Below are 14,969 nucleotides of genomic sequence, written 5' to 3'. Positions count from 1 at the left end.
AGAGAATCCGTGGAAAACGACGCATCCGCAGTCACCGACGCCGCCTATCCCGCTTACGGCGGCCCCCATACCGACCCATTCACGCCGCCCGCCGATTCGTCGCTGTGGCGCCAGGACTTTCTGCTCGGCGCGGCTACCGCGTCGTACCAGATCGAAGGCGCGGTCAACGAAGACGGCCGTCTGCCGTCGATCTGGGACACGTACTCTGCGACGCCGGGCAAGGTGCTGGCCGGCGACACCGGCGCCGTCGCGTGCGATCACTATCATCGTTGGGAACAGGACGTCGATCTGCTCGCTGGGCTCGGCCTCGAAGCGTACCGGCTGTCGACCGCATGGCCGCGCGTGATGGACGAAAACGGCGCGCCCAACCGCAAGGGGCTCGACTTCTACAAGCGCCTGCTCGAACGGCTCAAAGAGAAGAACATCACGACCTTCGTCACGCTGTATCACTGGGATCTACCTCAGCATCTCGAGGATCGCGGCGGCTGGCTCAATCGCGAAACCGCGTACCGTTTCGCCGATTACGCAGACCTGATGAGCCGTGAGCTGCACGGCCTCGTCGACGCATGGATGACGCTAAACGAGCCGTGGTGTTCCGCGTACCTCGGCTACTGCGTCGGCCGTCATGCGCCGGGGCTCACGAACGTGCGTTTCGCCACGCAGGCGATGCATCATCTGCTGCTCGCGCACGGTCTGGCGATCCCGGTGCTGCGCGCGAACGATCCGCGCTCGCACAAGGGCATCGTCGCGAACGTCGGGCGCGGCACGCCGAACAGCGACAGCGCCGCCGACGGTCGCGCGGCCGAGCTGTTCGAAGTTCAGAACAACGCGTGGATTCTCGATCCGCTGTTGAAGGGCGAGTATCCGCAAGACCTGTTCGAGCTGTGGCCGGATGCCGAGCCGCTCGTGCTCGACGGCGACATGCAGAAGATCAATACGCCGCTCGACTTCCTCGGCATCAACTATTATTTCCGCACCAACGTCGCGAGCGACGGCGGCCATGGTTTCACCGAGGTGCCGCTCGAAGGCGTCGAGCGCACGCAGATGGGATGGGAGGTTTACCCGGACGGTCTTCGCGATCTGCTGACCGGTTTCAGGGAAACGTATGCGAATCTGCCGCCGATCTACATCACCGAGAACGGCATGGCATCGAATGACCAGGTGATCGACGGCCGCGTCGAGGACACGCAGCGCATCTCGTACCTGAAGCGCCATCTCGCCGCGGTCGATCAGGCGATCAAGGCCGGCGTCGATGTACGCGGCTATTTCCTGTGGTCGCTGATGGACAACTTCGAGTGGGCGTTCGGCTACGAGCGGCGTTTCGGCATCGTGCATATCGACTACCAGACGCAGCAGCGGACGATCAAGCGCAGTGCCGAACTGGTGTCGAAATTTCTCAAAGATCGCAACGCGCAAGCGTAATAAACATAGTCAAAGCGACGCAACAACGATGTAAAACCGGGTGGAGCTGGTCGGTATTTCGACTTTACACACGGGCACGGAGCCCGGAGGAGACGGAATGAACAGCAACAGAATGGTCTTGCGAGGTGTGGTTGCGGCACTGGCGCTGTATGGCGTCGTCGCGCAGGCGGAACCCCTCAAGGCCAACGTGATTCACTGGTGGACCTCGGGCGGCGAATCGGCCGCGATTCGCCAATTTGCCGACGCGTACGACAAGGCCGGCGGTGAATGGGTCGACAATGCGGTCGCCGGCGGGGATCAGGCGCGTGCCACCGCGATCAACCGCATCGTCGGCGGTGATCCGCCTACCGCCGCCCAGTTCAATACGTCGAAGCAGTTCCACGATCTGATTGATCAGGGACTCCTGAATAACGTCGACGACGTCGCCACCAAGGAAAACTGGAGCGGTATCTTCCCGCAGTCGATTCTCGACAGCATCCGTGTGAAGGGTCACTACTACGCGGCCCCGGTCGACATCCACATGCCGGCATGGTTCTTCTACTCGAAGCCGGTGTTCCAGAAAGCGGGCATCACGAGCGAGCCGAAAAGCTACGACGAGTTCATCGCCGATCTCGGCAAGCTGAAGAGCGCGGGCGTGATTCCGCTCGCGTTCGGTGGCCAGCCGTGGCAGGAGAAGATCACGTTCGACGCGGTGCTCGCCGATGTGGGCGGCCCGGACCTGTATATGAAGGTCTATCGCGATCACGATCAGAACGCGGTGAAATCGGAGGCGTTCAAGAAGGTGCTCGTGTCGTTCAAGCGGCTGCACGATTTCGTCGATCCTGGCTCACCGGGGCGCAACTGGAACGACGCGACCGCGCTCGTGACCACGGGCAAGGCCGGTGTGCAGATCATGGGCGACTGGGCGAAGGGCGAGTTCGTCGCGGCGAATCAGACTGCGGGCAAGGACTTCGGCTGCTTCCCGGGCTTCGGTCCGCGTTCGCCGTATCTGGTCGCGGGCGACGTGTTCGTGTTCCCGAAGACCGACAACGCGTCCGCGATCAAGGCGCAGAATCTGCTCGCCACGGTGATGACCTCGCCGTCCGCGCAGGTTGCGTTCAGCGCGAAAAAAGGCTCGATTCCGATCCGGCCTGACGTGGACGGCAGCAGTCTCGACATCTGCGCGAAGGCGGGCATCGCGATCATGAAGGACAAGTCGCGTCAGTTGCCGAATCCGGAAATGCTGCTGTCGCCGGATGAGCAGGGCGCGCTGACCGACGTCGTGACGAACTTCTGGAACAAGAACGAGTCCGTCGACGACGCGCAGAAAGCGTTCGCCAGCGCGTTGAAGGGCTAGGCCTCGCCATGCACGCGCTCAAGCTGCCAGCCGGGGGTTCGAAACCACAAGACAGGCCGCACCCCAAGCCGCGACATAAACCGCTGAACCGGCGGTTTTCGATCGCGGTCTGGCTGGCCTTGCTGCCGATGCTCCTGACCGTCGTGTTCGCGTACCTGGGCACGATGGTCTGGACTGCGCGCGTGTCGCTCAGCAATTCGCACACGTTTCCGTCGAACGACTTCGCGGGCCTCACGCAATACGTGCGGCTCTTCCACAACGACCGCTGGCTCGTGTCGCTGCAGAACATCGTGATCTACGGCGCGTGCTTTATCGTCGCGTGCATGGTGATCGGTTTGCTGCTGGCGATCTTCATCGATCAGCGCGTGGTCGCGGAAGGCGCGTTGCGCACGGTGTTTCTGTATCCGTACGCGATGTCGTTCGTCGCGACCGGGCTCGTGTGGCAATGGATCCTGAATCCCGCGCTCGGCGCGCAGGAGGTGCTGCACAGGATGGGCTTCACGCATGCCCGCTTCGACTGGATCGTCGATCAGGACCTGGTGATCTACACGATCGTGATCGCGACCGTGTGGCAGGCGTCCGGGCTCGTGATGGCGCTGATGCTCGCGGGCCTGCGCGGCATCGACGAGGAACTGTGGAAAGCCGCGCGCATCGACGGCATTCCGCGCTGGCGCGTGTACGCGAGCATCGTGGTGCCGATGCTCGGACCGTCGATCTCGACCGCGTTCGTGCTGCTGTTCGTGATGGTCGTGAAACTGTATGACGCGGTCGTCGCCATGACGCAGGGAGGCCCCGGCACCGCGAGCGAAGTGCCGGCCAAATTCATCCTGGACTATCTGTTCGGGCGCGCCAACATCGGGCTCGCGTCAGCGGCATCGATCGTGCTGCTCGCGACGGTGCTCGCCATTCTCGCGCCGTTCTTCTATGTACGCGGCCGCGCTGCGCTACGCGGGGAGAAAGCATGAACACGCTCGATGCCACGCTCAAAGGCGGGGTGCCGCATCGCGCGCAGGCGCGGCGCCGCCGCTCGGTGTTCTCGCCGGCGCGGCTTGGGATCTACGCGTTCCTGCTCACCGCGGCGGCGTTCTTTCTGCTGCCGCTCTACGTGATGCTGGTGACGTCGGTCAAGCCGATGAGCGAAATCCGCCTCGGCAATCTGCTCGGCTTGCCGATGCATTTCACGCTCGACGCGTGGAGCGCCGCGTGGCAGTCGGCCTGCACCGGGCTCGATTGCAACGGCATTCGCGTCGGCTTCTGGAACTCGGTGCGTATCGTCGCGCCGAGCACCGTGCTGTCGATCATGGTCGGCGCGGTGAACGGCTACGCGCTGTCGTTCTGGCGGCCGCGCGGCGCGGGTCCGCTGTTCGCCGTGCTGCTGGTCGGCGCGTTCATTCCGATCCAGGTGATGGTCTATCCGCTCGTGCACGTGCTCGCGAGCGTGCATCTGTTCAGCTCGCTGCCGGGCATCGTCCTGATTCATACGATCTTCGGCATGCCGGTGATGACGCTGCTGTTTCGCAACTACTACGCATCGATTCCGCAGGAGCTGTTCAAGGCCGCGCGCATCGACGGCGGCAGCTTCTGGCGCATCTTCTTTCAACTGATGCTGCCGATGTCGACGCCGATCATCGTCGTCGCGCTGATCATGCAGGTCACGAACATCTGGAACGACTTCGTTCTGGGTCTCGTGTTCGCCGGCACGAAGAATCTGCCGATGACAGTGCAGCTGAACAACATCATCAACACGACGACCGGCGAGCGGCTCTACAACGTCAACATGGCGGCGACCATTCTGACCTCGATGGTGCCGCTCGCGGTCTATTTCATTTCGGGCCGCTGGTTCGTGCGCGGCATCGCGTCGGGCGCCGTCAAGGGGTAGGGCATGGCAAACATGGCTAATACGATCGACGCGGCCGGCGTGCCGGGTGCAAGCGCGGACGCCAACCCGGACGCCGCGGCGCTCACGCATCCCGCGAATGTGGCGATCCGCAATCTGACGATTCGCCTCGGCTCGAACACGGTGATCGAGAACCTCGATCTCGACGTGCTCGCCGGCGAGTTCGTCGTGCTGCTTGGGCCTTCGGGCTGCGGCAAGTCCACGCTTCTGCATAGCATCGCGGGGCTGATCGACGTCAGCGACGGCAGCGTCGAGATCGCGGGCGAGGACATGACGTGGGCCGATCCCAAAGATCGCCGCATCGCGCTCGTGTTCCAGTCGTACGCGCTGTATCCGACGATGAGCGTCGAGCGCAACCTGTCGTTCGCGCTGCGCATCAACGGCACGCCCAAGGCGGAAATTGCGCGGCGTGTTGCGCGCGCCTCCGAGATGCTGCAACTCGGGCCGCTGCTCAAGCGCAAGCCGTCGCAGTTGTCGGGCGGTCAGCGGCAGCGCGTCGCGATCGGCCGCGCGATCGTGCGCGAAGCCGACGTGTTCCTGTTCGACGAGCCGCTCTCGAACCTCGACGCAAAGCTGCGCACCGAGCTGCGCCGCGAGCTCAAGCAACTGCATCAACGCCTCGGCGCGACGATGATCTACGTGACGCACGATCAGGTCGAGGCGATGACGCTCGCCACGCGCATGGCCGTGATGCGCGGCGGCGTGATCCAGCAGTTCGGGACGCCGGCCGAGGTCTATGCGCGGCCGAACACGCTGTTCGTCGCGACGTTCCTCGGCTCGCCGGCGATGAATCTGCTGAAGGGCACGCTCGAGACGCGCGACGGCGCGCTCTGCTTTTGCACCGCGCAGGTGCGCATCGACGTGTCGGTCTACGCGTTCAAGGAGGCGCCGCCACACGGCGTGCCCTGCGTGCTCGGCGTGCGCGCCGAAGACGTGCATATCACGCAAAGCGCGAGTGAGCACGCGAAAGTTTCGCTGATGGAGCCGATGGGCAACCATCGCGTCATTTGGCTCGACTATCATGGCGAACAGATTGCGTCGATCGATCAGACAAAAGCGCCGATTGCGGAGGGTGACACCGTGGCGTTCTCGTTCGACGCCGCGCATGTCTCGCTGTTCGACGAAGCGAGTGGAGCGCGCTTGTAACACCGCGGCGCGCCACGCGCGAAGCGGCTCGTCGATACAGGCTTGATGGAGAACCGCGTGGCAACACTCAAGGACGTCGCGGAACTTGCCCGTGTGGGCATGTCGACCGCCTCACGGGCCATTTCCGGCAAGGGACCGATTTCCGCCGATGCCGCGGCGCGCGTGAAGGCGGCGATCGAGGCGCTGAACTTCCGCCCGTCGTCGATCGGCCGGGCGATGGCGACGCAGCAGCTCGGCATCATCGGCATTTTCGTGCCGACCTTTTTTGGTTCGTACTACGGGACGATTCTGAAGCAGACCGACAGCGAGCTGCGCGCGGTCGGGCGGCATGTCGTGGTCGCGACCGGCTGCGGAGAAGTATCGCCGCGCGAGCAGGCGATCGAGGCGGTGCGCTTTCTGATAGACCGCGATTGCGATGGCGTGGTCGTGCTCAGCCACGATCTGCACGACGAAGACCTGATCATGCTGCATGGCATGCATCCGAAGATGGTGTTCCTCAATCGCGCGTTCGAGCAGTTGCCGGATGCGTCGTTTAGCGCGGATCATCGGCGCGGCGGCGAACTCGCGGCGCGCACGCTGCTCAATCACGGGCATCGCGACATCGCGGTGATCTCCGGGCCCGCTACCGCGTCGGACAACGTGATGCGGATCGACGGCTTTTTCGCCGATCTCGCGCGCGCCGGCATTGCGCGCGACGACGTCACGCTGATCGAATCCGACTTCTCGCCCGAAGGAGGATACGCGGCCGCGCAGACGTTGCTCGATTCGAAGCGGCGCGTGACGGGCTTGTTCTGCGCAAACGACACGATGGCGGTCAGCGTGCTTGCGCGCTTTCACCAGGCGGGCATTTCGGTGCCGAACGATATTTCCGTGATCGGCTACGACGACGACTACTCAGCCGCGTATGCGGCGCCGGGGCTCACCTCGGTGCATATTCCGACCGCGGAACTCACGCAGAACGCGGTGCGCTGGCTCATCAACCAGTGTTACGGCACGACGTGGGAGATCTTCCGCGAGTTTCCGGTCAGTGTGACGATGCGCGAATCGGTTGGGCCGGCGCCGATGGCTAAGAACAGGACACGCTGAGCGGTGCGTTAGAACTATTCGCCTAATTGCGGGGCGTGACTGGTGCCTGGAGCGAGTGCAAGTGTGCCGTCACGCGCATACGTCGCATTCGCGCGGTTTTTCACGCGCCACGTCTTCCTGGGATTCGCGTTTTCACTTACGTTTGCGACAGGATTTTTAATGCCGTCGTAATCCTTCGCAATAGTGCTTTGCGGTTTTCCCTCATTAAACTTACGTCAGATTTCTTTAAACTCCCTGGTAACAATTTGTTACGGGTGAGTGAGATGTTGACCATCTTTCTGATCGTTTGTCCCATCTGTATCGCTGCGCTGTTCGGTTTTGCACGCCATGTGGATCCGCAGACGGGACAGTTCAAACGTTAGATTTTCAGGCGTTTTTTGTTGCGGCCGTGCCGTGGAGGTTGCCGCGTTTCGATTCACGGGTCGTTAGTTTTTTGTCAGTTTGAAATGAGCAATCGTTTGCTTTCTTTCGGTCTGCTTTCCCGTTTTCGTTTTCGTCAATAGCCCGTTCTCGCTTCCGTCAAGTCTTGCCTTCGTGTACCGGTTCGCGGCACGATGCGCGATTACCTTTGTTTCGGGGCAGCATCGCGCATGCAAGATTTACTGCAGAAAATGGCGGCACGTGCCAGCGTGCTGAAGGGCATTCTTCCTTTGAGCCGGGTAGCGGCGGCGCGCGACGCGCTGGCCGGTGTTCAGCTTGCGTCGATGGATATTCCGCAGGTGCTCGGCTATGCGCGTATTGCCGGCATGCCGGCCGTCACCGGACTCTATACGGTGTTCCTGCCGCTCGTCGCGTTCGCGTTTTTCGGCGCGTCGCGGCATCTGGTCGTCGCTGCCGATTCCGCTACCGCGACGATCTTCGCGAGCCGCCTGTCGAAAATGGCGCCCGTGTCGAGCGGCGAATACGCGGCGCTCGCAGCGATGGTCGCGCTGCTGACGGCCGCGTTGCTGCTCGTCGCGCGCGTCTTCAAGCTCGGTTTTCTCGCCGATTTCCTGTCGCGCACGGTGCTGGTCGGCTTTCTCGCGGGCGTCGGCGTACAGGTCGGCATCGCGATGCTTGGCGACATGCTCGGCGTGCCCGGGCATGCGGCGACCAGCGTGAATCAACTGCTGCTCGTCGTGCGCGAGGCCGCGCAAATCAATCAGTCGACGCTGGCGATCTCGGTGCTCGTGGTGGTTGCGATTCTCGTGTGCAAACGTTTCTGGCCGCGCTTGCCGGTGCCGTTGATCGCGGTCGTTGCGGGCATTGCCGCGAGCGACGTGTTCAGTTTCGCGGCGCACGGCATCTCGATCCTCGGACCCGTGGAGGGCGGACTGCCGCCGCTGCGGATTCCGTCGGTGACGTGGCAGCAGATGCTCGACCTGGTTCCGATCGCGGCGTCGTGCTTCGTAATGATCGTCGCGCAAAGCGCCGCCGCGAGCCGCGTGTTCGCCGAGCGCTATCACGAGCAGGTCGATACCAACGCGGACCTGCTCGGCATCGCGGCCGCCAACGCGGCGGCGGCATTTTCCGGCGCGTTCGTCGTCAACGGCAGCCCGACGCAGACCGCGATGGCCGATCGCGCAGGCACGCGCAGCCAGTTCGCGCAGCTGGTCTTCGCGGCAGTCGTGGTGGTCGTGCTGCTGTTTTTCAGCCGCTATCTGCAGTATCTGCCGCACTGCATTCTGGCGAGTATCGTGTTTACGATCGCGGTCGGGCTGGTCAACGTGCAGTCGATGTTGGCGATTCGTCGCGAAAGTCCCGGCGAATTCGCGCTAGCGCTGTTCACCGCGGCGGCGGTCGTGCTGATCGGCGTCGAACACGGCATTCTGGTCGCGGTCGCACTGTCGCTGCTGCGCCACGTGCGCCACAGTTACCGTCCGCACACGATGATGCTCGCGCCCAACGGCGACGGTTTGTGGGTGCCGGTGCCGGCGGTACCAGGTATGGAGACCGCGCCGGGGTTGATCGTCTATCGCTTCGGCGCCGATCTGTTCTACGCGAACGATCACTTTTTCGTCGACGATACGCGCCGCCTGATCGATCACGCGCCGAACGCGGTACGCTGGTTTGTCGTCGATGCGAGCGCGATTACGGATGTCGATTATTCGGCGGCGCGCTCGGTGGGCGAACTGTGCGCGGCGCTCAAGCGCAGTGGCGTCGAGGTTATCTTTGCGCGCGTGAATCGCTACTTGCGCTCGGATATGGATCGGCATGGAATCACGCCGATTGTCGAGGAGCGCTGTATTTTCGGCACGCTGCATGATGCACTGATCATGGCGGGAGTGGAGAAGCCGCATGAGCAGGTGAAGGGGGCGCCGTAAGGGGGATGCGCAGGCTCACGGCCCAACGACGGAATGCTCAATACACGGCGGACACACCCGGCGGACGATGCTTGAAGCGCCGATGGACCCAGTAGTATTGCTCTGGAAACTGGCGGATCTGCGTTTCAAGAAACTCATTCATTCGACGCGCATCGATCTCATCGCTCTCTGACGGGAAGTCGTTGAGCGGCTCGAAGATCGTCAGCTTATATCCACGGTAATCGGGCAGCACTTCAGTCACGAACGGCACAACCCGCGCACCGGCTAGTCGGGCAAGGCGCGAAACCGAAGTGAGCGTGCATGCGGGCACGCCAAAAAACGGTACGAAAACCGAGTTTTGTACGCCGTGATCCATGTCCGCTGCGAGCATGACGGGTATGCCTGAGCGAAGCAACGCCACCATTTTTCTGGCACTTGTCGAGCGTTCGATCATCTCGGCGCCAAATCTGCCGCGTTGCCGCCTGGCCAGGTCGCACAGGCGCGTGCTTGACATGCGCGTGTACAGCGACGCGGCAGGCATGCGCATAGAGTAGAGTATGCAGCCGACCTCGATGCTCACGAAGTGAAAGCCCAGAAAGATCGTCGGTGGAGCGTTCTGGTCTTCCAGATCGATTCTACTTTCGATCTGGACCAGGTTCCGTATCGACTCCGCGCTGCCAAACCATTGAATGCCTCGTTCGACATAGCTTCGAATGACCTGTCGAAAGTGGTTTCTCGCAAGCTCATCGTATTCGCGCTCGCTCTTGCCCGGAAAGCACAGGCGCAGGTTGACGAGGGTGATATGTTTTCTGGAGCCTGGAAGCGCATACAACATCGCACCAAGAGCGCTGCCTAGCCGCGCGACCAGCGCGTAGGGAAGGACCGAGAAGAGACGCAGCAGCCCGACAACGAGGAAAAAACCCAGATGTCCCAGGAGTTTCCCCCGTTTGTGAGAATCGCCCATTGTTACTCGCAAGAAATATTTGTTATTCGGTTGCCAACGTCTGCGTGGGCGATGGATGACGTCGAAAAGTTCGAGATCATGGTGGCGCATTGAATGCGCCTATGGCACGGCGATTCCGAAAAAGTATCGCACGTGCAACTTTGGGAGAGGCTATTCAGGTGGGCGTTGTCGGGTTTGCCCCTGGCGAATTTTGATTACGCACCGTTACGAGTCGCCAGAAGCACAGATAGACCGGGTGGCCTTTTTACTTTGAAAGCCGAAACGACGCTTCGTGCTGGCGTCACGCGGGTCCCGCAGACATTATGCATTAAGCCCGACCGGTCACACATCTACTGGCTGACTGCCGCGGCCGGTGTATCGCACTCTCGCATAACGGCACCATTCAGGTCGAATCCTCGGAAAGCGGCACGAGTTTCAGGGTGCAAATTCCACGCTTTCCATCGACTTATCGCTGACGTGTAGCGTGTTGTACTGGCTGCTTGCCCGGCTCGAAGGCCATATGTAGCGCGAGGCCTATCGCCGCGCCAATCAGTTCGGCAATGACGAAGCCGGGTACGCCAGACGGCGCAATGCCTGCAAATGTGTTGGTGAACATGCGGCCGAACGCGGCGGCCGGGTTCGCGAACGACGTTGATGCCGTGAACCAGTACGCGGTGCCAATGTACGCCGCCACCATGATCGACGCGCGTGGGGCCGGTGCGCGCAGAATAACGAGGAGCAAACCCGCGGTCGCCACTGCCTCGGCAAGCCATTGTCCGGTTCCTGTGCGAACCTTGCTCGATAGCTCGATGATGGGCAAATCAAACATTGCGTGCGCGAGCCACGCACCGAGCAGCGCGCCGACAAGCTGGGCACCGATGTACGGCAGCAACTCCCGAGCATGCAGTTCGCCGCGCAATACCATGACGGCGCTAACGGCCGGATTGAAATGCGCACCGCTCAATGGTCCAAAGACTTCGATCAGCACATACAGTCCGCCCACTGTTGCCAGCGTGTTGGCGAGTAAGGCGATCGCCACATTGCCGCCCGCAAGTCGTTCCGCCATGATGCCGGAGCCAATCACAGTAGCCAGCAGCAAGGCTGTGCCAAGCAGTTCAGCGAAGACCTTGCGCTTGAGACCAATCACTGCCGTCATGATTCTGAGATCGCTGTGAGCGCCTGCTGGAGCCCCTCGTTGCTCATCGTGTCCAGCGGCAGCTCGAGGAGTTGCAGCATGCGATATCCGATCGCCTGACGGGTGAGTTCGAACGCCACGCGCTTGCCGTCCTCGCCGCCCAATGCGAGAGAAGGATCCGCGTATCCCCAGTGGACCTTGACGGGACTGCCCGGCCAATATGGGCACGTCTCGGCGGCGGCACTGTCGCAGACGGTGATGACGATGCGCATCGCAGGCGCATCGGCGGCGGCAAACTCGTCCCAGCTCTTGCTGCGGTAGCCACTTACGTCGATACCCGCGCGCGTAAGCGCCTCGACGGCGAACGGATTCAGACGGCCGCCTGGTGCGCTGCCCGCACTGAACGCGCGCACGTTCTTGCCGAGCTTCGCAGCGAGGTGATTCAACATGGCTTCGCCCAGCACACTGCGGGCGGAGTTGTGCGTGCACAGGATCAATACGTTGGTCGTCATGTGTTTCCCGCTGGATTGTGCGCCGCGCTTAGCAGCACGAAGAAGACTTGACCGGAATGCCGACCGGTTTGCCCGACGACGGCGCACAGCATGCAGCAACCTCGGAGACCGGCGCGCTGGTCTGCCCGTTGCGCGACTCGCCAAACACCGGAATATGATTCAGCGTGTGATACGACTCCCATGCGATGCCCTGCGGATCGACGGTCCAGTACTTGTTCGACTTTGCATAGCAGCACGCGGTATCCATTTGCGTGTCGACTGGCAATGCTGCGCCCTCCAGCCGGGCGTGCATCTCGGCCAGTTCAGCTTCGTTCTCGACCTGCACGCCCAGGTGATCCAGGCCCGGTGCGGCACCGCGTTGCGAGATCGCGAAATTGACGCGCGGGTCTTCCAGCATCCACTTCGCGTAATCGCTCTTGACGACGCTCGGTTCAGTAGCAAACAACGCCGAGTAGAAACGGATGCTCGATGCGAGATCCGCAACGGCGACGTGAACGTGAAAGCGCTTCATGACTGCTTCTCCGTGGAGGAAGAACACGCTGAAGCCGGCGTGCAGGGGTTGCCGCCGCAGCAGTTCTCGGTGAGATAGGCCAGCAGGCCGTTCATCGTGTCGAAGTTTGCGCAGTAGTAGACAAACCGGCCTTCCTGACGGCTGGTGACGAGCTGCGCGTGAGACAGCTCCTTCAGGTGGAAGGAGAGCGAAGACGGCGGTACATCGAGCAACGTGGCAATCTGGCCAGCAGGCATGCCCTCGGGGCCTGCCTGTACGAGAGCGCGAAAGATCGCGAGCCTGGACTCGTGCGCGAGTGCCGCCAAAGCGGCGATGGTCTGGTCTGTTTCCATATTTCGATAATAGTCGAAATATGGGGTGAGTGGCAAGGAGAATGAAGCACCACATCAAGCTTTGGAAGCTCGGTACAGCGTATGAGATTCGCACCGCCGCTCGAAGCGCGGTCGCGCGAGGCGACAAGCCGCACAGTATTTATTTCCGGCACGGCAAGCGGCCTCAAACCTCAAAGCAGGATGGGCGCACAAATCAAAAGAAACGCAGCGATATACACGACGCCGAAAATCAGCCCGAGTCTCCAGAAGTCACCCGCGGGCAGGTACCCGCTGCCGAAGTAGACAGGACTCGGCCCGGCTCCATAAGGCGTCAGGATCCCCATGATCCCCAGAGTCAGCGAGAGCATCAGCGCAAATGCCTCCATCGGCATGCCGGGAATGGTCGAGCCCACCGCCAGCATGACCGGCAGCATCGCCGTCGTATGAGCCGTCACGCTCGCGAACATGTAATGCGTGAAGAAAAAGATCAGCACGAGTACGATCGCCGCCGTCGTCGGGGGAAAGCCGCTCATGTGGGTCGAGATCGTCGCGGCGAACCATTTGACGAAGCCGGTCCTGCTGAGCCCATCGGCGAGGGCGACAAGCGTCGCGAACCACACGAGCGTATTCCACGCCTGTTTGTTGGTAAGCATGTCGTCCCAGCTCACCACCCTCGTGACCAGCATCAGCGCGATCACCATCAGCGCCGCGGTCGTGGGATTGACGTAGGCGTCCGCAAAGACCCACAGCGCGAGGGCGATCAGCACGAGCACCGCGAGCATGATTTCCCGCCGGCTGAGCGGCCCCATCTCCTTGAGTTGCTGGGCAGCCCAGGCTGGCACTTCGGCGCTCTGCTTCACCTGCGGCGGATAGATCATATAGGTGAGTAGCGGTACGGCCAGTAGCAGCAGGATGCCGGCGGGCGCGAAGGCCAGAAACCACTGCGTCCACTGAAGGTCGACGTTGACCGTTTTCTTGACGAGTTCGACAGCGAGCAGATTGGGCGCGAGCGCGGTGAGGAACATCGAACTCGTCACGCAGGTGGTGGCGATAGCTATCCACATGATGTACGAGCCGATGCGCCGTGCCGACGGATCGTTCGGTTTCGAGTCGTAGAGCGGCGGCAAACTGCGAATCACCGGGAAGATCGTCCCGCCGCTGCGGGCGGTGTTGGAAGGGGTGAATGGCGCGAGCACGGCGTCAGCCACCATCACCGCATAGCCGAGCGTGAGGGTGCGGCGGCCCAGCGCGCGCACGAGCATCAGCGCAATGCGGCGGCCGAGCCCGGTTTTATCGTATCCAAGGGCGAACATGAAGGCGCCAAAGATCAGCCACACGGTGCCGTTCGAGAAACCGGAAAGGGCCCAGCTGAGGCCCGCGCCCGCCACATTGAAACCGGGCTTGGCGAGTTGTTCGGGACTGAAGAACACCCACTCACTGAACACAGCCACGATCGTCACCGCGATAAGACCGATCGCCGCGCCCGGAATGGGCTCCAGCATCAACCCGACGATCACTCCCGCGAAAATGCCGAAGTAATACCACGTGTGCTGCTCGAGACCGGCAGGCGCCGGAATCAGTGCGATCACGATCACCACGATCAGGGGAGCGATGGCCTTCCAGAAAGTTTTCATGCGCTGCCCCTGTCCCGTAAGCATCCGTGTGCTAAGGTTTATATGACCTTTTTCGCGCATTCGCCAGTGAACTGTTCGCGGCGCGCAAGGAGAGTGCAAGGCCATGGTTCGCGTGAGTATCGAAGGGCGCGAGATTCAGGCGCCCGCCAACTGCTCGATCCTGCAGGCCATGGGGCACGCGGGACAGACCCTCGTCGAGGGGGTCGGCTGCATGTCCCAGGGTGTGTGCGGCTCATGCCGTGTGATGGTGCGGCGTAGCGGCGAGCAGGAAGTCAAAACCGCGCTCGCCTGCGAGACCCTCGTCGAAGACGGCATGCAGGTCGCCTTCCTCGATTACTTCACCGAGTCGGTACGTCACTTCTATCGCATCGAGGATATCGACGACAGCTGGCAGACGCTGCGCCAGATCGCCGAGATCTTCCCGGAAGCGTCGCATTGTCGTCATTGCAGTGGCTGCGACCGCGCCTGTCCAAAGGGGCTCGAAGTGCAGCGCGGCGTGAACCTGGCGGTGGAGGGCAATCTGGCCGCAGCGGGCCAGGTATTCGACGAGTGTGTGATGTGCAACCTGTGCACGCTTGCATGCCCCGAGCATATCCGGCCGAACCATCTGGGTGTGTTCGTGCGCCGGATGCGCGCGTCGCTTTCGCTGCGTCCGGCCAATCTGATGCGGCGGCTCCAGCAGATCGAGAGCGGTGAAATGAAGATCGACTTCGATGCGCCGGGCGCGCAGCCGCCGCGCTAACCGGAGCGAAAC

14 protein-coding genes are annotated in these 14,969 nt (G+C 62.2%); 8 read left to right on the top strand and 6 right to left on the bottom strand.

The window, feature by feature from the left end; genetic code table 11:
- Positions 1–9: 9 nt before the first annotated feature.
- The 7 genes from L0U81_RS23405 (at position 10) to L0U81_RS23375 (ending at position 9,190) form a co-directional block, all read left to right on the top strand.
- Positions 10–1,422: a GH1 family beta-glucosidase gene (locus L0U81_RS23405; protein WP_233805965.1), complete on the top strand. Its 1,413-nt coding sequence runs from the start codon at positions 10–12 to the stop codon at positions 1,420–1,422.
- 97 nt (positions 1,423–1,519) lie between these two features.
- Positions 1,520–2,758: an ABC transporter substrate-binding protein gene (locus tag L0U81_RS23400; RefSeq protein WP_233805963.1), complete on the top strand. Its 1,239-nt coding sequence runs from the start codon at positions 1,520–1,522 to the stop codon at positions 2,756–2,758.
- Between the two features lie 8 nt (positions 2,759–2,766).
- Complete coding sequence (locus L0U81_RS23395; RefSeq protein WP_233805962.1) at positions 2,767–3,723, top strand: carbohydrate ABC transporter permease; 957 nt, start codon at positions 2,767–2,769, stop codon at positions 3,721–3,723.
- Positions 3,720–4,637, top strand: a complete 918-nt coding sequence (locus tag L0U81_RS23390) for a carbohydrate ABC transporter permease (protein ID WP_233805960.1) — start codon at positions 3,720–3,722, stop codon at positions 4,635–4,637. The genes L0U81_RS23395 and L0U81_RS23390 overlap by 4 nt, the downstream gene beginning before the upstream one ends.
- A gap of 3 nt (positions 4,638–4,640) precedes the next feature.
- Entirely contained in the window at positions 4,641–5,801 is a 1,161-nt protein-coding gene (locus L0U81_RS23385) for an ABC transporter ATP-binding protein (protein ID WP_233805958.1), read from the top strand.
- A gap of 45 nt (positions 5,802–5,846) precedes the next feature.
- A complete protein-coding gene (locus tag L0U81_RS23380; RefSeq protein ID WP_233807920.1) occupies positions 5,847–6,887 on the top strand; it encodes a LacI family DNA-binding transcriptional regulator in 1,041 nt (346 codons plus the stop codon).
- 590 nt (positions 6,888–7,477) lie between these two features.
- On the top strand, positions 7,478–9,190 hold the full coding sequence (locus L0U81_RS23375; RefSeq protein WP_233805955.1) for a SulP family inorganic anion transporter: 1,713 nt from the start codon (positions 7,478–7,480) through the stop codon (positions 9,188–9,190).
- A 37-nt stretch (positions 9,191–9,227) separates the two neighbouring features.
- Here the strand turns inward: L0U81_RS23375 and L0U81_RS23370 are convergent, their stop codons facing one another.
- The 6 genes from L0U81_RS23370 to L0U81_RS23345 form a co-directional block, all read right to left on the bottom strand.
- Positions 9,228–10,133, bottom strand: a complete 906-nt coding sequence (locus L0U81_RS23370; RefSeq protein WP_233807917.1) for a lipid A biosynthesis lauroyl acyltransferase — start codon at positions 10,131–10,133, stop codon at positions 9,228–9,230.
- Between the two features lie 445 nt (positions 10,134–10,578).
- Positions 10,579–11,268, bottom strand: coding sequence for an MIP/aquaporin family protein (locus L0U81_RS23365; RefSeq protein WP_267957206.1), 690 nt, complete (start codon positions 11,266–11,268; stop codon positions 10,579–10,581).
- Positions 11,265–11,759, bottom strand: a complete 495-nt coding sequence (locus L0U81_RS23360) for an arsenate reductase ArsC (protein WP_233805953.1) — start codon at positions 11,757–11,759, stop codon at positions 11,265–11,267. Before L0U81_RS23360 ends, L0U81_RS23365 begins: the two co-directional genes overlap by 4 nt.
- Before the next feature lie 28 nt (positions 11,760–11,787).
- Complete coding sequence (locus L0U81_RS23355; protein WP_233805951.1) at positions 11,788–12,270, bottom strand: ArsI/CadI family heavy metal resistance metalloenzyme; 483 nt, start codon at positions 12,268–12,270, stop codon at positions 11,788–11,790.
- Positions 12,267–12,602, bottom strand: a complete 336-nt coding sequence (locus tag L0U81_RS23350) for an ArsR/SmtB family transcription factor (protein ID WP_233805950.1) — start codon at positions 12,600–12,602, stop codon at positions 12,267–12,269. The genes L0U81_RS23355 and L0U81_RS23350 overlap by 4 nt, the downstream gene beginning before the upstream one ends.
- Before the next feature lie 170 nt (positions 12,603–12,772).
- A complete protein-coding gene (locus L0U81_RS23345; protein ID WP_233805948.1) occupies positions 12,773–14,215 on the bottom strand; it encodes an anion permease in 1,443 nt (480 codons plus the stop codon).
- A 103-nt stretch (positions 14,216–14,318) separates the two neighbouring features.
- Here L0U81_RS23345 and L0U81_RS23340 point away from each other — a divergent pair, with 103 nt between their 5' ends.
- Complete coding sequence (locus L0U81_RS23340) at positions 14,319–14,957, top strand: 2Fe-2S iron-sulfur cluster-binding protein (RefSeq protein ID WP_233805946.1); 639 nt, start codon at positions 14,319–14,321, stop codon at positions 14,955–14,957.
- Positions 14,958–14,969 lie beyond the last annotated feature (12 nt).

The sequence above is a fragment of the Paraburkholderia sp. HP33-1 genome, assembly GCF_021390595.1.
Classification (GTDB): Bacteria; Pseudomonadota; Gammaproteobacteria; order Burkholderiales; family Burkholderiaceae; genus Paraburkholderia.
This window is presented reverse-complemented; position numbering and strand designations above follow the sequence as displayed.